The following is an 18,817-nucleotide window of genomic DNA, read 5'->3' on the forward strand; positions in this document are numbered from 1 at the left end:
CGCGTAGGGTCGGGGGGTGACGACGCCACCGACCCGCACCGGCTCCGGGCCGGGGTCCATCACCCCGGACGGGTGCGCCGTCGAGCTGTACGCGCTGCTGCAGCCGGCCGGCGAGCCGGAGCTCGTCCACGCGCACGCCCCCGTCGGCGGGTCCGTCCTGGACCTGGGCGCGGGGGCGGGCCGGGTCGCCGACCCCCTGGTGGGGCTCGGGCACCGCGTGGTCGCGGTCGACGAGTCCGCCGACATGCTCGACCGGGTCACCAGCGCCGAGACCGTGCTCGGCCGGATCGAGGACCTCGACCTCGCGGACCGGTTCGACGTCGTGCTCCTCGCGGGCCACCTCGTCAACACCGACGACGACCGGCAGCGCCACGAGCTGCTGGCCTCGGCTGCCCGGCACGTGGCCGACGACGGCGTGGTCCTGCTCCAGTGGCACCCGCCCGAGTGGTTCACGCGGTTGACCACGGGCGCCCACTTCACCCACAGCTCGCACGGGGTCACCACCGCCCTCGACGTGCTGACGCTGGACGACGACCACCTGACCGGGCAGCTGACGTACACCCACGGCGACTCGACGTGGACCCAGCGGTTCCGTGCCCGGCGGCTGTCGGAGGACGACCTCGCCGGCGCGCTGGCGTCCGCCGGGTTGCGGGCCGACGGCTTCGCCGACGACGACCGGCTGTGGGTACGGGCCCGACCGACCGGAGAGGACCTCGGATGACGTACGACGTGCAGGCCGTCCGCGCCGCGTTCCCCGCCCTGGCGGAGGGCGCGGCGCACTTCGACGGGCCCGGCGGCTCGCAGGTGCCCCGGGTGGTCGGTGACGCCGTGCGCGACACGCTGACCGCCGCGATCGCCAACCGCGGCACGGTCACCCCGGCCGAGCGCCGGGCCGAGGCCGTCGTCCGCGACGCCCGGGCCGCGATGGCGGACCTGCTCGGCGCCGACCCGCGCGGGGTGGTCTTCGGGCGGTCGATGACGCAGCTCACCTACGACGTCGCACGCACCCTGGCCAAGGGCTGGGGGTCGGGCGACGAGGTCGTCGTGACCCGGCTGGACCACGACGCGAACATCCGGCCGTGGGTGCAGGCCGCGCAGACCGTCGGCGCGACGGTCCGGTGGGTCGACTTCGACCCGGCCACGGGTGAGCTCGAGACCGGCGACGTCGCCGCCGTCCTGTCCGACCGGACGCGGCTCGTCGCCGTCACCGCCGCGTCCAACCTCATCGGCACCCGGCCCGACGTCGCCGCCGTCACCGCCGCGGCGCACGACGTCGGCGCGCTGGCGTACGTCGACGGCGTGCACGCGACGGCCCACGCCCCGGTGGACGTGACCGCCGACGGAGCGGACTTCTGGGCCTGCTCCCCGTACAAGCTGATGGGCCCGCACTGCGGCGTGGTGGTCGCCGACCCGGCGCTGTGGGAGACCCTGCACCCCGACAAGCTGCTGCCCTCCAGCGACGCCGTCCCGGAGCGGTTCGAGCTGGGCACGCTCCCCTACGAGCTGCTGGCCGGGTGCACCGCCGCCGTCGACTTCGTCGCCAGGCTCACGCCGGACGGCGCGGACGACGAGCACGGCGCCGACCGGCGGGGGCGCGTCGTCGCGTCGATGCGCGCCGTCGAGGAGCACGAGGACGCCCTCCTCACCCGGGTGGAGAAGGGCCTGGCCGAGCTCGACGGCGTCACCGTCCACTCCCGGGCCGGCCGTCGCACCCCCACCCTGCTGCTGACGTTCGGCGACGCGTCCGCCGCGGACGTCTCCCGGCACCTGGCGACGGTGGGTGTCAACGCACCCGCCAGCCACTTCTACGCGATCGAGGCGTCCCGGCACCTCGGGCTCGGTGACGCGGGCGGGTTGCGGGTCGGGCTGGCGCCGTACACCGACGACGCGGACGTCGACCGGCTGCTCGAGGGACTGGCGAGCCGCCCCCGATGACCGCCACCACCCCGACCGCGCCGCTCACCGAGGCGGCGAGCGCCACCGGCGACGACCCCGACGCGCTGTTCGAGGCGTTCTCGCAGTGGGCGTCCGGCACCGGCCTGTCGCTGTACCCGGCGCAGGAGGAGGCGCTCATCGAGCTCGTCTCCGGCTCGAACGTCGTCCTGGCCACCCCCACCGGCTCCGGCAAGTCCCTCGTCGCGCTCGGCGCGCACTTCGCCGCCCTGGCGCAGGGGCGGCGCAGCGTCTACACGGCACCCATCAAGGCCCTCGTCAGCGAGAAGTTCTTCGCGCTCTGCGCGGTGTTCGGCGCGGAGAACGTCGGCATGGCCACCGGCGACGCGTCCGTCAACGCCGGGGCGCCGATCATCTGCTGCACCGCGGAGGTGCTGGCGAACCAGGCGCTGCGCGAAGGCGCCGACGCCGACGTCGGCCTCGTCGTCATGGACGAGTTCCACTTCTACGGCGAACCCGACCGCGGCTGGGCGTGGCAGGTGCCGCTGCTCGAGCTGAACCGCGCCCAGTTCCTGCTGATGTCCGCCACCCTCGGCGACGTCACCTTCCTGCGCGAGGACCTCACCCGCCGCACCGGCCGGACGACGGCGCACGTGGCGTCCGCGGAACGCCCCGTCCCGCTGCACCACTACTACGCGACGACACCGCTGCACGAGACGATCTCCGAGCTGCTGGAGACGAAGCAGGCGCCCGTGTACGTCGTCCACTTCACCCAGGCCGCGGCGCTGGAGCGCGCGCAGGCGCTGATGAGCGTCAACGTCTGCACCCGCGAGGAGAAGGACCGGATCGCCGAGGCGATCGGCGGCTTCCGCTTCTCCGCGGGCTTCGGGCGGACCCTGTCGCGCCTGGTGCGGCACGGCATCGGGGTCCACCACGCCGGGATGCTGCCGAAGTACCGCCGGCTCGTCGAGCAGCTCGCCCAGGCGGGCCTGCTCAAGGTCATCTGCGGCACCGACACCCTCGGCGTCGGCATCAACGTCCCGATCCGCACGGTGCTGCTCACGGCGCTGAGCAAGTACGACGGCACCCGCACCCGGCACCTCAAGGCCCGCGAGTTCCACCAGATCGCCGGCCGCGCCGGCCGGGCCGGCTACGACACCGCCGGCACGGTCGTCGTCCAGGCGCCCGAGCACGAGGTGGAGAACCTCAAGGCACTCGCCAAGGCCGGGGACGACCCGAAGAAGCGCCGGAAGGTGGTGCGCAAGAAGGCCCCCGACGGCTTCGTGTCGTGGACGGAGAAGACGCACGAGCGCCTCGTCGCCGCGGAGCCGGAGCCGCTGACGTCGCACCTCGTCGTCACCCACTCGATGCTGCTCAACGTCGTCGCCCGACCCGGCGACGCGTTCACCGCCATGCGGTCGCTCCTCCTCGACAACCACGAACCACGGGCGGCGCAGGCCCGGCACGTCAAGCAGGCGATCGCCGCGTACCGCTCGCTGCTCGCCGCCGGGGTCGTCGAGCGGCTGGACGCACCGGACGAGCAGGGCCGCACGGTGCGGCTCACCGTCGACCTCCCGGCGAACTTCGCCCTCAACCAGCCGCTGTCGACGTTCGCCCTCGCCGCGATCGAGCTGCTCGACCCGGAGTCGGACACCTTCGCCCTCGACGTCGTGTCCGTCATCGAGTCGACCCTCGACGACCCCCGGCAGGTGCTGTCCGCCCAGCAGTTCAAGGCCCGGGGCGAGGCCGTCGCGCAGATGAAGGCCGACGGGATCGAGTACGACGAGCGGATGGAGCTCTTGGACGAGGTCACCCACCCGCGGCCCCTCGCGGACCTGCTCGCCGTCGCCTACGAGACGTACCGGCAGGGTCACCCCTGGGTCGGCGACCACGCGCTGTCACCGAAGTCCGTCGTCCGGGACATGTGGGAGCGGGCCATGACGTTCGGCGAGCTCGTCTCGTTCTACGGACTGGCCCGGTCCGAGGGCCTGGTGCTGCGGTACCTCGCCGACGCCTACCGGGCCCTGCGCGCCGGCGTACCCGCGGCGGCCCGGACCGAGGAGGTGGAGGACCTCGTCGAGTGGCTCGGCGAGACGGTCCGGCAGGTCGACTCCAGCCTGCTCGACGAGTGGGAGCAGCTCACGAACCCCGCCGAGGACGCCGCGGCGCAGCCGGGTGCGCTGGCCGTCGCGTCCCGTCCCCGGCCGGTCACCGCGAACGAGCGGGCGTTCCGCGCGCTGGTGCGCAACGCCCTGTTCCGGCGGGTCGAGCTCGCCGCGCTGGAGCGGTACGACGACCTCGGCGACCTCGACGCGGCGTCCGGGTGGGACGCCGACGCCTGGGCCGACGCCCTCGAGCCGTACTGGCAGGACCACGACGCGATCGGCACCGGCGCCGACGCGCGCGGCCCCAGGCTGCTCCTGGTCACCGTCGAACCCGGGCGCTGGCTGGTGCGGCAGGTCCTGGACGACCCCGCCGGCGACCACGACTGGGGCATCAGCGCCGAGGTCGACCTCGAGGCCAGCGACGAGGCCGGCACGGCCGTCGTCCGGGTCACCGGCGTCGACCGGCTGTGAGCCGACCGCGATGACTTCCCGCGGCCTCCGCGGTCGTACGGGCGGCACGTCCACCCCCCACGACCCGGAGGTCCCGTGAAGCTCCTGCTCACCTCGGGCGGCGTCACCAACCCCAGCATCCACGCGGCGCTCGAACGCCTTCTCGGCAAGCCGGTCGCCGAGTCCCACGCCCTGTGCGTCCCGACGGCCCAGTGGGGCCACCCCGCGTGCGGGCCGGCGTCGGTGCGCGGCCTCCTCGCCGCCGAACCGGCGTGGCGGCACCTGTCCGGGCTGGGATGGGCGTCGGTCGGCGCCCTCGAGCTGACGGCGCTGGCGAGCATCGGCCCGGAGCGCTGGGTGCCCTGGGTCCGGGAGGCCGACGTGCTCCTGGTCGACGGGGGTGACGCGACCTACCTGTGCCACTGGGTGCGGGAGTCCGGGCTCGCCGACCTGCTGCCCTCCCTGCACGACACGGTGTGGGTGGGGGTCAGCGCCGGGAGCATGGTGATGACCCCCCGGATCGGGAGCTACTTCGTCGAGTGGCCGTCCGCCCCCGACGACAGCACCCTCGGCGTCGTCGACTTCTCGATCTTCCCCCACCTCGACGCGTTCCCGACGAACACCATGGCCCACGCGGAACGGTGGGCCGCCGACGTCGGCGTCCCGGCGTACGCCATCGACGAGCAGACGGCCATCACGGTCGTCGACGGCGCCGTCGAGGTCGTCTCCGAGGGGCGGTGGACGTCGTTCGGCCACGCGAGGTCCGCGGACGCGGCACGATCGGCACCGTGACCAAGCCCTTCACCTTCCTCGCCGGGACGTCCGGCGCCTGGACCGCCCGCGAGGTCGGGGAGCGCGCGCGAGCCGCCGAGGCGCTCGGCGTGACGACCTTCGTGCTGCCGGACCACCTGGTGGACCAGCCGGCGCCCGTCCCCTACCTGGCCGCCGTCGCGGCGCAGACGGAGCGGATCCGCATCAGCGCCTTCGTGCACAACAACGACCTGCGCCACCCGGCGGTCCTGGCGCAGGAGCTGGCGACGCTCGACCGGCTGTCGCAGGGGCGTCTGGACGTCGCGATCGGCGCCGGGTGGAACCGGGCCGAGTACGACGCCATCGGGCTGCGCTTCGACCCGATCCGCGTGCGGCAGGCCCGGCTGGCGGAGGCCGTCGCCGTGCTCAAGGGGTGCTTCGCCCCCGGCCCGTTCTCGTTCGCCGGCGAGCACTACACGCTCACCGACCACACCGGCCTGCCCGAGCCCGCCCAGCGGCCGCACCCGCCGTTCCTCATCGGCGGCGGTGGCCGGACGACCCTCAGCCTCGCGGCCCGCGAGGCGCAGACGGTGGGCCTGGCGCCGCGCATCCTGCCCGGGGGCCGCCCGGACGCGCGCTCGTTCACGTGGGCGGCGACGGAGGAGAAGGTCGCCTGGGTGCGCGAGGCCGCCGGCGACCGGTTCGACGAGCTGACGCTCAACGCCTACCCGTCGTTCTGGCCCGTCACCGTCACCGACGACGTCGAGGCCGAGGCGCAGCGGGTGGCCGACGCGCTGGAGCAACGCAGCGGCACGCGCCTGAGCACCGACGAGGTGATCGGGTCACCGCACCTGCTCATCGGCTCGCACGACCACCTCGTCGCCAAGCTGACCGACCTGCGGGACCGGCTGGGCATCTCCTCGTTCATGCTGGGTGACGTCGACGCCCTCGCCCCGGTCGTCCGGCGGCTCGCCGGGACGTGACCGGGTCCGCGGGGAGCGGCAACCCCTGCGGAGGGGTGTCCGCCGGTGCGGTCAGGGGCGCGCGGGCCACGCCCACGGCGTGCAGCCCTGCAGCCCGTACGTCTGCTGGAGCATCACCGGCGCGGGCTGCCCCGGCGTCGTGCAGTCCACGTGCTTCTGCCCGAGTCCGTGACCCACCTCGTGGTTGACCAGGTACTGCCGGTACAGGGCGAGGTCGCCGCCGTAGTGCTCGACGCCCAGGACCCACCGCTTCGCGTTGAGGACGGCGCGCGAGCCGTTCCAGCAGGACACCTCGCCGGCCGTGTCGAGGGGCGCGCACAGCTCGTCGGTCAGCCCCGGACTGGCCAGGGTGACCCGCACGTCGACGGCCGCCCCCGCGGCCACGTCGGCGGCGGGCACCGGTCGCAGGGACACCCCGAGCACGCCCTGCCAGCCGCGGGCGTCGGCGAGCGTCGCGGTCACCACGCGGGCCAGCTCGGCGGTGTCGACGCCGAGCCCGCCCTCGGCCTCGATGCTGTAGGTGACGACCCTGCCGTCGGCGGCGGGCTGGACGCCGTCCGGGACCGGGACGGCCGTGACCACCCCGTCGCCGCGCTCCGGGACGGACGGCAGGGGGCTGGCGGTCGGCGTCGGGGTCACGGTGGGGCTGGGCGTCGGGGCGGTGGGCGGCGTCGGGGCCGTCGGGGTGGGCGCGGGTGCCAGCAGGTCGCCGAGGTCCACGGTGGGCAGCGGCGCGGGCTCACGGTCGAGGTGGCGCGAGACGGACGCCTCCTCACGGGACAGCGGGCTCCACCCCTGGGCGGCGGCGGGGAGGTTCGTCATGACCACCACCGAGGTGCCCCCGGTCAGGACGCGCTCGACCTCCGCGACCCCCGCACCGACCACGGTGGCGCTGAGCAGGTACGCCGTGACGCGGGCGGCACGACGCCGACGGGACTGCTTGCGATGCTTCGAGCGCAGAGCGTGACGGTCCCGTCGCGGGGTCTCGGACGTCGGCAGCTCGTGCCGGCCGTCCATCGACCACCTCCTGCGCAGCACCCCCGCGCCGACGGCGCGAGGCACCGCCCGTCGAACGCTGATCGGGCACCATACCCCGCGGCGCGCGGGCGGTCAGCCTCCGACCGACCACCCGCGCACCGCCGTGCGGGGCGTGCCCCGTCGTCAGGCGCCCTTCTGGTCGCGGTACCCCTCGACCCGCTGCTGCATCGGGTCCGCGCCGGTGGCACCCGACGGCTGGGTGGGGGTGACGTCGTCGCCCGACGACCCCGAGCCGCCGGAGACGGAGTCCTTGGCCGAGGACACGGCCTGCCGGCCCGCGTCAGCCAGCTTGTGCTGCACCTCGGGGGCCTTCTGCTTGACGCTGTCGGCGGCCTCGTGGACCTTCTCCTGCACCGCGGGGTCGTTCCACTTGCCCTTCGCCCAGGACCGCATCTGCTCGTACTGCTGCCGCCCGGCTCGCGTTCCGAGCACGTACCCGGCCGCGAGTCCGAGCAGCAGTCCGCCCTTGCCCTTCATCTGTGCCTCCCGTGCGTCGTCGACCGGGTCGGTCGGGGGTCCGGACGGACTCCCGACCCCGGCGTCGGCTCCACCGTCCGCGACTCACGACGGGTCCGCAACCGGACGTCGCCCACCCCGCAGGCGGAACACTCTTGTGACGGACGTCAGGAATCTGACACTCTCTGCGGACACGGCGCGGACGAGGAGGACGGCCATGGGGACGACCGCAGGACGCGACAACACCCGCGCCCTCGAGGACGGCGTGCAGCGAGACTTCCGTCGCTCGATGTCGTACGGCGACTACCTCGGCCTGGACCGGCTGCTGTCGGCCCAGCACCCGCTCAGCGACCAGCACGACGAGCTGCTGTTCATCATCCAGCACCAGACCTCCGAGCTGTGGCTCAAGCTCGTGCTGCACGAGCTCGGCTCGGCCATCGAGCTGCTGCGCGCCGACGACCTCGCGCCCGCGCTCAAGCGCCTGGCCCGGGTCAAGCACGTGCAGCACCAGCTCGCCGAGCAGTGGTCCGTGCTGGCCACGCTCACCCCCAGCGAGTACGCCCTCATCCGCGGTCACCTGGCGGCGTCGTCCGGCTTCCAGTCCTGGCAGTACCGGGCGGTGGAGTTCGTGCTCGGCAACAAGAACGCGGACATGGTCGGGGTCTTCGCGCACGACCCGCCGGCGCAGCAGCTCCTGCGGGACCTGCTGGACCGACCCGGCCTCTACGACGAGTTCCTGGCGTACCTGCACCGCCACGGCCACGACGTCCCCGCCGGGAGGCTCGAGCGCGACTGGTCGCAGCCGTACGCGCTCGACCCCGACCTCGTCCCCGTGTTCCAGCGCATCTACTCCGACCCACACGGCCACTGGCGCGAGTACGAGGCGTGCGAGGAGCTCGTCGACATCGAGGACAACTTCCAGCTCTGGCGGTTCCGGCACCTCAAGACCGTCGAGCGGATCATCGGCTCCAAGCCCGGCACCGGCGGCTCGTCCGGCGTGCCCTTCCTGCGGCGGGCGCTGGACCTCACCTTCTTCCCCGAGCTGTACGCCGTCCGCTCCGAGATCTCCGAGGTGATCCCGTGACGACCACCGACCCGACGACCGGCCCGACGGCTACCGGGTTCGCCGAGCGCGCCGCCGCCCTGGACGCCGCCGACCCGCTGGCCGCGTTCCGCTCCCGCTTCCACGACGCCGACGGCGTCCTGGCCTACCTGGACGGCAACTCCCTCGGCCGCCCGCCGCGCGAGACCGCGACCCGCCTGCAGGAGCTCGTCACCGGCGCCTGGGGCACCCGGCTGATCCGCGGCTGGACCGACGAGTGGATGACCTGGCCCGAGGAGGTCGGGGACCTGCTGGGACGGGCCGCGCTCGGCGCCGCCGCCGGCCAGACCGTGGTCGCCGACTCCACGACGGTGATGCTCTACAAGCTGGCGCGCGCCGCGGTCGACGCCGCCGTCGCCGCCGACCCGCAGCGGCGGGAGGTGGTGCTCGACACCGACAACTTCCCCACCGACCGGTACGTGCTCGAGGGGATCGCCGCCGAGCGCGGCCTGACGCTGCGCTGGGTCGAGACCGACCCCGCCGCCGGGATCGAGCCCGAGCAGGTCGAGCGGGTCGTCGGCGACGGCACCGCGCTCGTCGTCCTCAGCCACGTCGCGTACCGGTCCGGCCACCTCGCCGACGCCCGGGTCATCACCCGGATCGCCCACGCAGCAGGCGCTCTGGTGCTGTGGGACTGCTCGCACTCCGTCGGCTCCGTGCCGATCCACCTCGACGAGTGGGACGTCGACCTGGCCGTCGGGTGCTCCTACAAGTACCTCAACGGCGGGCCGGGCGCCCCGGCCTGGGGGTACGTGGCCGAGCGTCACCAGTCGACGCTGCGCCAGCCGGTCCAGGGGTGGATGGGCCGGCGCGACCCGTTCACGATGGGCCCGGGCTACGAGCCGGCGGACGGCGTCCGGGCGGTCGTCAGCGGCACCCCGCCGATCCTGGGGATGCTGCCCGTGCGGGTCGGCGTCGAGATGGTGGCCGAGGCGGGGATCGAGGCGATCCGCGCGAAGTCGCTGCTGCTCACGCAGCTCGCGCTGGACGTCGTGGACTCCTGGCCCACCGAGCTGGGGGTCACCGTCGCCACCCCGCGCGAGCCCGGGCGACGCGGCGGGCACGTGACGATCCGCCGTCCGGACTTCCGCGAGGTCACCGACGAGCTGTGGGAGCGGGGGGTGGTCCCCGACTTCCGCGCCCCCGACGGTATCCGGCTCGGGCTCGCCCCGTTGACCACGTCGTTCGCCGAGGTCGTCGCGGGCCTGGACGTCCTGCGCGCGCTGCTCGAGGCACGCCCCCGGCCGTGAGCGCGACGCTCGAGGAGCACCGCGCCGGGACGACGGACAGCTCGCTCGCGCGCACCCTCGTCGGGTTGTGGTGGCGCGAGCTGGGCGGGTGGGTCCCGACGTCCGCGGCCGTGACGCTGCTGCGGGACGCCGGCGTCGCGGCCCCGAGCGCGCGGACGAGCCTGTCGAGGCTGCGGACCAGGGGCCTGCTGGCGGCGGAGCGGCGGGACGGCGTGGCCGGGTACCGGCTGGTCGACGAGGCGCACCCGATGCTCGCGCGCGGTGACCGACGCATCTACGGGTACCGGCCGATGGCGCCGGGCGACCCCTACATGCTCGTCGTCTTCAGCGTCCCCGAGGCCCAGCGCTCCCTGCGGCACCGGCTGCGCACGCACCTGACCTGGCTGGGCTGCGGCTCCGTCGCCCCCGGGACGTGGATCGGCCCGGGGCACCTCGTCGAGGAGACCCTGCAGGTGCTCGGTGAGGTCGAGCTCGCCGAGTACGTCACCGTCTTCCGCGCCGACCCCCCGGTGGTCGCCGGCACCCTCGCGGACGCCGTCGCCCGGTGGTGGGAGCTCGACGTGATCGCCGGGCACCACGCCGCCTTCCTCGCCGTGGCCCACCCCCTCGACGAGCGCTGGCACGCCACCGCCGACGGCCCGGCCGACGGCCCGACCGGCAGCGACGCGCAGGCGTACGCCGACCACCTGCGCGTCGTGGACGCGTGGCGCTCCATCCCCTACCTGGACCCCGGTCTGCCCGCGGACCTCCTGCCACCCGACTGGCCGGGCGCGGAGGGCGTGCGCGTGTTCGCGTCGCTGAGCGCCCGGCTCCGGGACCGGGCCGCGCGCCACGTCCACGAGGTGGCGCTAGGCCGGCCGTGAGCCGGCTGGGTGGGCCCCGGCGGGGTTGACGTGCACGGTCGCGTGGTCGAGGTGCGGGACCCGGCGGCGGAGGGCCTCGTGGACGTCGTGGGCGATCCGGTGACCGTCGACGACGCTGAGCGAGGCGTCCACGCGGACGTCGAGGTCGGCCTCCAACCGGTGACCGCTCCACCGGGCCCGGGTGCGGTCGACCCCGAGGACGCCGGGCACCGCTGCCGCGGAGCGCCCGACGCGGTCCAGCACCTCCTCGTCGACGCCGTCCATCAGGCGCCGGACGACGACGCGCAGGGTGGCGACCAGCACGGCGACGACCACCGCGGCGATGAGCAGACCGGCCGCCGCGTCGAGCCAGGGCATCCCGGCCCAGGCGCCGCCGACACCGACGACCACCGCCAGCGAGGTGAGCGCGTCCGTCCGGGCGTGCTGGCCCTCGGCGACCAGGGCGGCCGACCCGATCCGTCGACCTGCCCGGATGCGGTACCGGGCGACGGCCTCGTTGCCCGCCGCTCCCACGACCGCCGCTGCCAGCACCCAGCCGAGGTGCGTCAGCTCCCGCGGGTGGACCAGGGCGCGGACCGACTCCCAGATGATCAGCGCCGCCGACAGGGCGATCACCCCCGAGATGAGCAGCCCGACCAGGTCCTCGGCCCGCCGGTACCCGTACGCGTACCGGCGGGTCGCCGGGCGTCGCCCCATCCGGAAGGCGATGAGCAGCGGGATCGTGGTCGCCAGGTGCCCGACGTTGTGGACGGTGTCGGCGAGCAGCGCCACCGAGCCGCTGAGAGCCACGATCACGAGCTGGAGCACCGCGGTCGCCCCCATCCCCACCAGGCTCACCCAGGCGGCGCGGATCCCCACCCGGCTCGACTCCTCCGCGGTCTGGATCACCTCGCCGTGGTCGTGCGCGTGGGGTACCAGGGCGTGCCGGACCCGGCGCCGGCGACCGCCGGCGTGGTCGTGGTCCTGGTGGTCGTCGTGGTGGACCGGCGACGGGCCGTCGTCGTGCCGGTGCCCCGGTGCCGGGGGGACGCGAGTGCTCACGCCTTCGAGTCTACTTGCGTAATCATGCAAGCAGTCACGCACGGGTAGCCTGACGGGGTGCACGCGGACCCCGTCCTGCCCGTACCCGACGACAGGCACGCCCGCGTCGCCGCGGACTCGTTCCGGATGCTCGCCGACCCGACACGCGTCAAGATCCTCTGGGCGCTGCTCCAGGGCGAGTCCAGCGTCGGCGCCCTGGCGGAGCTGGTCCAGTCCTCCACGACGGCGGTCAGCCAGCACCTGTCCAAGCTGCGGCTCGCCGGCCTCGTCGACCACCGTCGCGAGGGGACGTTCGTCTACTACTCGGCGACCGACCCGCACGTCCACCGCCTGCTCGCGGAGGCCCTGTCGCACGCCGAGCACAGCACCGGCGTCGCCGAGGGCGCCGACCGGCACGCCTACCGCGCCTGACGACCCCCGGCGCCTCGCGGCCCGGCCGTCGCAGGAGGCGCCTGCGACGCAGCGGCAGACGACGCGTCAGCCGGTGCGCACGGCGGCGTGCTCGGCGGCCAGCGCCAGGGCGCCGATCACCTCGGCCCGCTCCCGCAGCTCGCCGACGACGACGGTGACCCGCTCGGCCGCGGACGGGATCGCGAGCCGGCGGACGACGTCCCGCAGGGGGTCGAGGAGGAGGTCGCCCGCGGCCGCGAGCCCGCCGCCCACGACGACCCGCTCGGGGTTGAGCAGGTTGCAGACGCTGGCGGCGGCCACACCGATGTGACGTCCGGCGTCGGCGACGACGCGGGCGCAGCCGGCGTCCCCGGCGCGGGCGCGCTTGGTGACCTCCGCCAGCGACATGCTGCCGTGGGTCGTCCGCAGCGACTCCAGCAGGACCGGTGCGCGCACGAACGTCTCCAGGCAGCCGCGGTTGCCGCAGCGGCAGACCGCGCCGTTCTCGTCGATGGTCACGTGGCCGATCTCCCCGGCGGTGCCACCGTGGCCGCGGAACACCCGACCGCCGAGGACCAGGCCGGAGCCGACCCCGTGGGAGACCTTGATGTAGGCGGCGTCCGAGCAGCCGCGGGCCGCACCGTGCTGGACCTCCCCCAGCGCCCCGAGGTTGGCGTCGTTGTCGACGTGCACGGGCGCCTGCAGCCGGTCCGCGAGCTGGTCGGCGAGCCGGATGCCGCCCCACCCCGGCAGGATCGTCGCGGACCCCACCTCGCCGGTGACGACGTCCACGGGGGCGGGCACCCCCATGCCCACGCTGACCACCTCGTCGTGCGAGGAGTCGACGCGCTCGAGCAGCTCGCCGACGAGCAGCGCGGCCCGGTCGAGTCCCTCGTCGGCCTTGTGGTCGGCCGGCAGCGGCAGCCGCTGCTCGGCGAGGACCTGCTGCGACAGGTCCGCGACGGCGACCCGCAGGTGCCGGTAGCCGAAGTCCACGCCCACGCAGACCCCGACGGTGCGGGCCAGCGAGACCTGCTGGGCGCGGCGTCCGCTGCGGGAGGTCCGGGTGACGTCGACGACCTCCGCGGCAACGAGGTCCCGGACGATGTTGCTGACGGTGGCCGGCGACAGGCCCGTCGCCGTCGCCACCTCCACCTGCGTGAGCGCGCCGTAGCGCCGCAGCACGTCGACGACCCGTGCGCGGTTGGCTTCACGCAGTGAAGTCTGGGAGCCGGGGGCCGTCGGTGGCGTCACCGACATGGGGCACACCATAGCCGGACGCGGGAGAGCCGCCGCAGCCCCGACCGACATGTCCATTCTCGCAGGTAAGCGCCACCTCAGCCCGCTAGCGGACGGCTCTGCGCGACGTCCCGGACGTGCGTTACCGATTCGTTGCGTTCAGGTCTTGACTCCAACACTTGAAGCCAATTCACTACCCGACACGCGAGCGCAGTCGGCGTCTCGTCTCATCCGGGAGGTTCAGTCGTGCGCACCACCATCCTCCGGCGGTCGCTGACCGTCGCGCTCGCCGGCGTCGTCGCCGCGAGCATGGCCGCCTGCGGGGCCAACGAGGCCGCCGACGGCGGCGGCGAGGGCTCTGCCGAGGGCGGCGAGACCCTGAAGATCGCCTTCCTGCTGCCCGAGTCCAAGACGACGCGGTACGAGGCGTTCGACCGGCCGCTGTTCGAGGCGAAGGTCGCCGAGCTCTGCGAGGAGTGCGAGGTCGTCTACTCCAACGCCGACCAGGACGAGGCCAAGCAGCTGCAGCAGGCCGAGGCCGCTCTCACCGAGGGCGTCGACGTCATGGTCCTCGACCCTGTCGACTCCAACGCGGCCGCCAGCATCGTCAACGAGGCCAAGGGCCAGGACGTGCCGGTCATCGCGTACGACCGGTTCATCAACGACGCCCCGATCGACTACTACATCTCGTTCGACAACGAGCGGGTCGGCCAGCTCCAGGGCCAGGCGCTCGTGGACGAGCTGGCGGCGAACGGCGTGACCAGCGGCAACCTCGTCATGATCAACGGCTCGCCCACGGACAACAACGCCACGCTGTTCAAGGCCGGTGCCCACTCGGTCCTGGACAGCAGCGGCTACACCATCGCCGCCGAGTACGACACCCCCGACTGGAGCCCGGACCAGGCGCAGGCCTGGATGGAGGGCCAGCTCGCCCAGTCGACCGACCTCGTCGGCGTGTACGCCGCCAACGACGGCACCGCCGGCGGAGCCATCGCCGCGATGAAGGGCGCCGGCATCACCCCGCTGCCGCCCGTCACCGGACAGGACGCCGAGCTGTCCGCCATCCAGCGCATCGTCGCGGGCGACCAGTTCATGACCGTCTACAAGGCGATCAAGCCCGAGGCCGAGACGGCCGCCGAGATGGCCGTGGCGCTCGCCCGCGGCGAGTCGTACGAGGCGGACGACGAGGTCAACGGCATCCCCTCGGTGCTGCTCGACCCGGTCGCCGTCACGGTCGACAACATCGCGGACACGATCGTCGCCGACGAGTTCTACTCGGTCGAGGAGATCTGCACCGCCGAGTACGCCGACGCGTGCGCGGCCGCCGGGCTCTCCTGAGCGACCGGTCCTGAGCCGGACGTCCGGGGGAGCGGGGCCCGCCCCCTCCCCCGGACGCCGCGGCAGCGACAGGCTGTCCTCGGCACACCACAGCAGTCCCCGCGACCCGGAGAGGCACATGACCACCACGACGACCGAGGCCGGCCCGGCGCCCACCGGGCGCGGTGAGCCGGTCCTGTCCCTGCGAGGCGTCTCCAAGCGCTTCGGCGCCGTGCAGGCGCTCAGCGACGTCTCCCTCGACGTCCACGCCGGCGAGGTCGTCGCGCTCGTCGGGGACAACGGCGCCGGCAAGTCGACGCTGGTCAAGGTGATCGCCGGCGTGCACCCGCCCGACGCGGGCCAGGTCCGCTTCGCCGGGCGACCCGTCACCATCGACGGTCCCGCGGCGGCCCAGCGCACCGGCATCGCCACCGTCTTCCAGGACCTCGCCCTGTGCGACAACCTGGACGTCGTCGCGAACCTCTTCCTCGGCAACGAGTCCCTCACCGGCGGGCTGCTCGACGAGGTGGAGATGGAGCGCCGGTCGTGGGAGCTGCTGCGCCGGCTGTCGGCGAAGATCCCGTCGGTCCGCATCCCCGTCGCCAGCCTGTCCGGCGGTCAGCGGCAGACGGTCGCGATCGCCCGCTCCCTGCTCGGCGCCCCCAAGGTCGTCATGCTCGACGAGCCGACCGCCGCGCTCGGCGTCGCGCAGACCGCCGAGGTGCTCAACCTCGTCGAGACGCTGCGGGACCAGGGTCTGGCCGTCATCCTCATCAGCCACAACATGGCCGACGTGATGGCCGTCGCCGACCGGATCAGCGTCCTGCGGCTCGGGCGCAACAACGGTGACTTCGACGTCAACACCACGACCCACGAGCAGGTCGTCGCCGCCATCACCGGGGCCACCACGAACGCGGTGACCCAGCGCGCGGCCCGGGGACGCCGACCCGAGGACGTCCCCGGCGCACGAGGTGGCGACCCCACCGCGTCCAGCGCCAGCGCGACCACCGGCACGACCGCCCCGACGGAGGAGACCCCGTGAGCACCACGAGCACCCCCACCGCCGCGGCGCTCCCCGCGGACCTGCAGGACGACCGGCTCGTGCACGAGCAGGGCCTGCGCGGGCACGTCACCCGGTTCGTCGGGCGACTGCGCTCCGGGGACCTCGGCGCCGTCCCCGTCGTCGTCGGACTGGCCGTCATCTGGCTGGTGTTCTACGCCCTGAACCCGGTCTTCCTGTCCAGCCGCAACCTCGTCAACCTGACGCTCCAGTCGGCGGCGATCGGCACCATCGCCCTCGGGGTCGTGCTGGTGCTCCTCGTCGCCGAGATCGACCTGTCCGTCGGGTCGGTCAGCGGCGTCTCGGCGGCCGTCCTCGCCGTCGCCTTCGTCCAGAACAGCCTCCCGCTGGCCCTGGCGCTCGTCCTGGCCGTCGCGGCCGGGACCGTCGTCGGGCTGCTGTACGGGCTGCTGTACGTGCGCTTCGGCGTCCCGAGCTTCGTCATCACCCTGGCGGGCCTGCTCGGCTTCCTCGGCGTCCAGCTGTACGTGCTGGGCGACACCGGGTCCATCAACCTGCCGTTCGACTCCGCCGTCGTCCGCTTCGCCCAGCAGGCGTTCCTGCCCGACCCCGTGGCGTACGCCCTGGCGGTGCTGATCCCGGCCGCGTACGCCGCCACGCGGGTCGTGGGCGGACGGCGCCGCGCCGCCGCGGGACTGTCGACGCCGCCGCTGTCCGGGGTCGCCGTCCGCGCCGGCCTGCTCGCCGCCGTCCTGCTGCTCGGCGTCTGGTACCTGCAGATCGACCGGGGCGTGTCCATGATGTTCGCCCTGTTCGCGCTGCTCGTCGTGCTGGTGGACGTCGCGCTGCGCCGCACCCGGTGGGGCCGTGCGGTCTTCGCCGTCGGCGGCAACGTGGAGGCGGCCCGGCGCGCCGGCATCGCGGTCAACCGGGTCTACGTCAGCGTGTTCATGCTGACGTCGACGCTCGCGGCGGTCGGCGGCATCTTCGCCGCCAGCCGCGTCGCGGCCGCGAACCAGAGCTCCGGCGGGGCGGACACGAACCTCAACGCCATCGCCGCCGCGGTCATCGGCGGGACCAGCCTCTTCGGCGGACGGGGCAGCGCCTACTCCGCGCTGCTCGGCGTGCTCGTCATCATGTCGATCTCCAGCGGCCTGACGCTGCTGAACCTCGACTCGTCCGTGCGGTACATGGTGACCGGCGCGGTGCTGCTGCTCGCGGTCACCGTCGACTCGCTCTCGCGCCGCAGCCGCCGCTCCCACGGCCGCGCCTGACCCGCCGCAGCCCCCACTGCTGACCGAACCCCGCTGACCGCACTGATCGTCAGACCGAGATGGGGGTGATCACCCCCATCTCGGTCTGACGATCAGCACGGGAGGGGGGCCGGGCGGGTCAACGCTGGGGGCGCCAGACGACCAGCGCGGAGCCGGGGCCGAACGCCGAGCGGTCGGGACGACGTCCGGGCCGCACGGCGACCACCTCGCCAGCGGGGCCGGCGGCGAAGACGCGGCGCGCGTGCCCGGCGGCGGCGCGGGCGTGCTCGAGCTCGTCGAGCAGGTCGGCGACCTGCTCGCGCAGCACCTCGACCTGCCGCTCGAGATCGAGGATGCGCTTGATGCCCGCGAGGTTGACACCCTCCTCCTGGGAGAGCCGCTGCACCTCGCGCAGGGTCACGACGTCGCGGGCCGAGTAGCGACGGCCCCGACCGCGGGTGCGGGTCGGTGAGACCAGGCCCAGCCGGTCGTACTGCCTCAGGGTCTGCGGGTGCATCCCGGCGAGCTGCGCGGCGACGGAGATGACGAACACCGGCGCGTCCTCGTCGAGGCCCCCACCCGCGCCGGGCCCCAGGCCGGGCACGCGGACGGCCATCAACCCTCACCCGCCCGTGCGGTGAGCCCCTCCCTGGGGTCCCACCCCGTCGTCGCGTCGCGGAACGCCTCGACGGCCTCGCGCGCCGCGCCGTCCAGGCGCTGCGGCACCGCCACCTGGACGGTGACGAGCAGGTCACCGGTGCCCTTGGACGTCACGACGCCCCGGCCCTTCACCCGCATCGTTCGGCCGGACGGCGTCCCCGCGGGGACCTTGAGCCGGACCGTGCCGCCGCCGGGCGTCGGCACCTGGATCTCCGCACCGAGGGCGGCCTCGGGGAACGTCACCGGCACGGTGATCCGCAGGTTGTCGCCGTCCCGCGACCACACGGGGTGCGGCCGCACCGCGACGGTGATCACCAGGTCGCCGTTCGGTGCCCCCGGGTCGCCCGGGCGGCCCTTTCCGCGCAGACGGATCTTCTGCCCGTCCCGGACGCCCGGCGGGATGCGCGCGGTGACCTGCTGGCCGTCCCCGGAGCGCAACGTCACCGTCGAGCCCTCGACGGCCTGCAGGAACCCGAGGGTCGTGGTGGCCTGGACGTCGGCACCGGGCTGCGGTCCGCGCGTCCCGCCGAAGCGGTCGAACCCGCCGGCGCCGCCGGCTCCGAACATCCCGCCGATGAGGTCCTCGAACCCGGGCGGGACGCCGCCGGCCTGGCCGCGCCCCCCGCCGCCGGTGGTGAAGCGGACCCGCTGCCCACCGGCGCCGCCGCCGGTGGCGTCGAACAGGCCACCGAACAGGTCCTCGAAGCCGCCCGCTCCGCCACCGGGGCCGCCGGCGGTGAACCGGGCGCCGCCCGCCATGGCGCGCACGGCGTCGTACTGCTTGCGCTTCTCGGGGTCCGACAGGACCGAGTACGCCTCGCCCACGTCCTTGAAGCGCGCCTCGGCGGCCTCGTCACCCGGGTTCGCGTCCGGGTGCAGCGTCCGCGCGAGCTTGCGGTACGCCTTCTTGACCTCGGCCGCCGAGGCGTCCTTGGAGACGCCGAGCGCGGCGTAGTAGTCCTTCTCGAACCAGTCCTGCCCGGTCACCGGCGCCTCCCTCCCGTCG

General features: G+C 74.3%; 18 protein-coding genes. 12 read left to right on the forward strand and 6 right to left on the reverse strand.

The annotated features are described in order from the left end of the window. Positions 1-16: 16 nt before the first annotated feature. The 5 genes from ACYVQV_RS11670 (at position 17) to ACYVQV_RS11690 (ending at position 6,181) form a co-directional block, all read left to right on the forward strand. Positions 17-721, forward strand: coding sequence for a class I SAM-dependent methyltransferase (locus ACYVQV_RS11670; protein ID WP_461023465.1), 705 nt, complete (start codon positions 17-19; stop codon positions 719-721). After that, positions 718-1,935, forward strand: coding sequence for a cysteine desulfurase-like protein (locus ACYVQV_RS11675; protein ID WP_461023466.1), 1,218 nt, complete (start codon positions 718-720; stop codon positions 1,933-1,935). Before ACYVQV_RS11670 ends, ACYVQV_RS11675 begins: the two co-directional genes overlap by 4 nt. After that, positions 1,932-4,469, forward strand: coding sequence for a DEAD/DEAH box helicase (locus ACYVQV_RS11680; RefSeq protein ID WP_461023467.1), 2,538 nt, complete (start codon positions 1,932-1,934; stop codon positions 4,467-4,469). Before ACYVQV_RS11675 ends, ACYVQV_RS11680 begins: the two co-directional genes overlap by 4 nt. 75 nt (positions 4,470-4,544) lie before the next feature. After that, entirely contained in the window at positions 4,545-5,240 is a 696-nt protein-coding gene (locus ACYVQV_RS11685) for a Type 1 glutamine amidotransferase-like domain-containing protein (protein WP_461023468.1), read from the forward strand. Next, positions 5,237-6,181 carry a TIGR03621 family F420-dependent LLM class oxidoreductase gene (locus ACYVQV_RS11690; RefSeq protein ID WP_461023469.1) on the forward strand — a complete coding sequence of 315 codons (945 nt, stop codon included), beginning with the start codon at positions 5,237-5,239 and terminating at the stop codon, positions 6,179-6,181. The genes ACYVQV_RS11685 and ACYVQV_RS11690 overlap by 4 nt, the downstream gene beginning before the upstream one ends. Positions 6,182-6,232: 51 nt before the next feature. On the opposite strand, the gene ACYVQV_RS11695 is transcribed toward ACYVQV_RS11690, so the two are convergent. Continuing rightward, complete coding sequence (locus ACYVQV_RS11695; RefSeq protein ID WP_461023470.1) at positions 6,233-7,198, reverse strand: DUF3152 domain-containing protein; 966 nt, start codon at positions 7,196-7,198, stop codon at positions 6,233-6,235. Between the two features lie 144 nt (positions 7,199-7,342). Continuing rightward, positions 7,343-7,696: a YtxH domain-containing protein gene (locus ACYVQV_RS11700; protein ID WP_461023471.1), complete on the reverse strand. Its 354-nt coding sequence runs from the start codon at positions 7,694-7,696 to the stop codon at positions 7,343-7,345. A 196-nt stretch (positions 7,697-7,892) separates the two neighbouring features. Here ACYVQV_RS11700 and kynA point away from each other — a divergent pair, with 196 nt between their 5' ends. From kynA to ACYVQV_RS11715, 3 genes are read left to right on the forward strand one after another with little or no spacing between them, the layout of a single operon-like run. Next, positions 7,893-8,759, forward strand: a complete 867-nt coding sequence (kynA, locus tag ACYVQV_RS11705) for a tryptophan 2,3-dioxygenase (RefSeq protein WP_461023472.1) — start codon at positions 7,893-7,895, stop codon at positions 8,757-8,759. Then, positions 8,756-10,027 (forward strand): kynureninase, encoded by a 1,272-nt coding sequence (locus tag ACYVQV_RS11710; RefSeq protein WP_461023473.1) that lies wholly within the window; start codon positions 8,756-8,758, stop codon positions 10,025-10,027. Before kynA ends, ACYVQV_RS11710 begins: the two co-directional genes overlap by 4 nt. Next, positions 10,024-10,890, forward strand: coding sequence for a PaaX family transcriptional regulator (locus tag ACYVQV_RS11715; protein ID WP_461023474.1), 867 nt, complete (start codon positions 10,024-10,026; stop codon positions 10,888-10,890). Before ACYVQV_RS11710 ends, ACYVQV_RS11715 begins: the two co-directional genes overlap by 4 nt. Here ACYVQV_RS11715 and ACYVQV_RS11720 read toward each other — a convergent pair. Next, positions 10,876-11,931 (reverse strand): cation diffusion facilitator family transporter, encoded by a 1,056-nt coding sequence (locus tag ACYVQV_RS11720; protein ID WP_461023475.1) that lies wholly within the window; start codon positions 11,929-11,931, stop codon positions 10,876-10,878. The genes ACYVQV_RS11715 and ACYVQV_RS11720 overlap by 15 nt on opposite strands. 57 nt (positions 11,932-11,988) lie before the next feature. Here ACYVQV_RS11720 and ACYVQV_RS11725 point away from each other — a divergent pair, with 57 nt between their 5' ends. Beyond that, on the forward strand, positions 11,989-12,342 hold the full coding sequence (locus ACYVQV_RS11725; protein WP_461023476.1) for an ArsR/SmtB family transcription factor: 354 nt from the start codon (positions 11,989-11,991) through the stop codon (positions 12,340-12,342). 66 nt (positions 12,343-12,408) lie between these two features. On the opposite strand, the gene ACYVQV_RS11730 is transcribed toward ACYVQV_RS11725, so the two are convergent. Beyond that, entirely contained in the window at positions 12,409-13,581 is a 1,173-nt protein-coding gene (locus ACYVQV_RS11730; RefSeq protein ID WP_461023477.1) for an ROK family transcriptional regulator, read from the reverse strand. 288 nt (positions 13,582-13,869) lie between these two features. On the opposite strand from ACYVQV_RS11730, the gene ACYVQV_RS11735 reads away from it, so the two are divergent. The 3 genes from ACYVQV_RS11735 (at position 13,870) to ACYVQV_RS11745 (ending at position 17,172) form a co-directional block, all read left to right on the forward strand. Continuing rightward, positions 13,870-14,898 (forward strand): sugar ABC transporter substrate-binding protein, encoded by a 1,029-nt coding sequence (locus ACYVQV_RS11735; protein ID WP_461023541.1) that lies wholly within the window; start codon positions 13,870-13,872, stop codon positions 14,896-14,898. A 118-nt stretch (positions 14,899-15,016) separates the two neighbouring features. Continuing rightward, entirely contained in the window at positions 15,017-15,919 is a 903-nt protein-coding gene (locus ACYVQV_RS11740; RefSeq protein ID WP_461023478.1) for an ATP-binding cassette domain-containing protein, read from the forward strand. Between the two features lie 41 nt (positions 15,920-15,960). Further along, positions 15,961-17,172 (forward strand): sugar ABC transporter permease, encoded by a 1,212-nt coding sequence (locus ACYVQV_RS11745; RefSeq protein ID WP_461023542.1) that lies wholly within the window; start codon positions 15,961-15,963, stop codon positions 17,170-17,172. Positions 17,173-17,290: 118 nt separating this feature from the next. Here the strand turns inward: ACYVQV_RS11745 and ACYVQV_RS11750 are convergent, their stop codons facing one another. After that, the gene (locus tag ACYVQV_RS11750) at positions 17,291-17,767 is read right to left on the reverse strand and encodes a heat shock protein transcriptional repressor HspR (protein ID WP_461023479.1); all 477 of its coding nucleotides are present in this window, start codon (positions 17,765-17,767) and stop codon (positions 17,291-17,293) included. Next, positions 17,767-18,798 carry a DnaJ C-terminal domain-containing protein gene (locus tag ACYVQV_RS11755; protein ID WP_461023480.1) on the reverse strand — a complete coding sequence of 344 codons (1,032 nt, stop codon included), beginning with the start codon at positions 18,796-18,798 and terminating at the stop codon, positions 17,767-17,769. Before ACYVQV_RS11755 ends, ACYVQV_RS11750 begins: the two co-directional genes overlap by 1 nt. Between the last annotated feature and the right edge of the window lie 19 nt (positions 18,799-18,817).

The sequence above is a fragment of the Thalassiella azotivora genome (assembly GCF_054781695.1).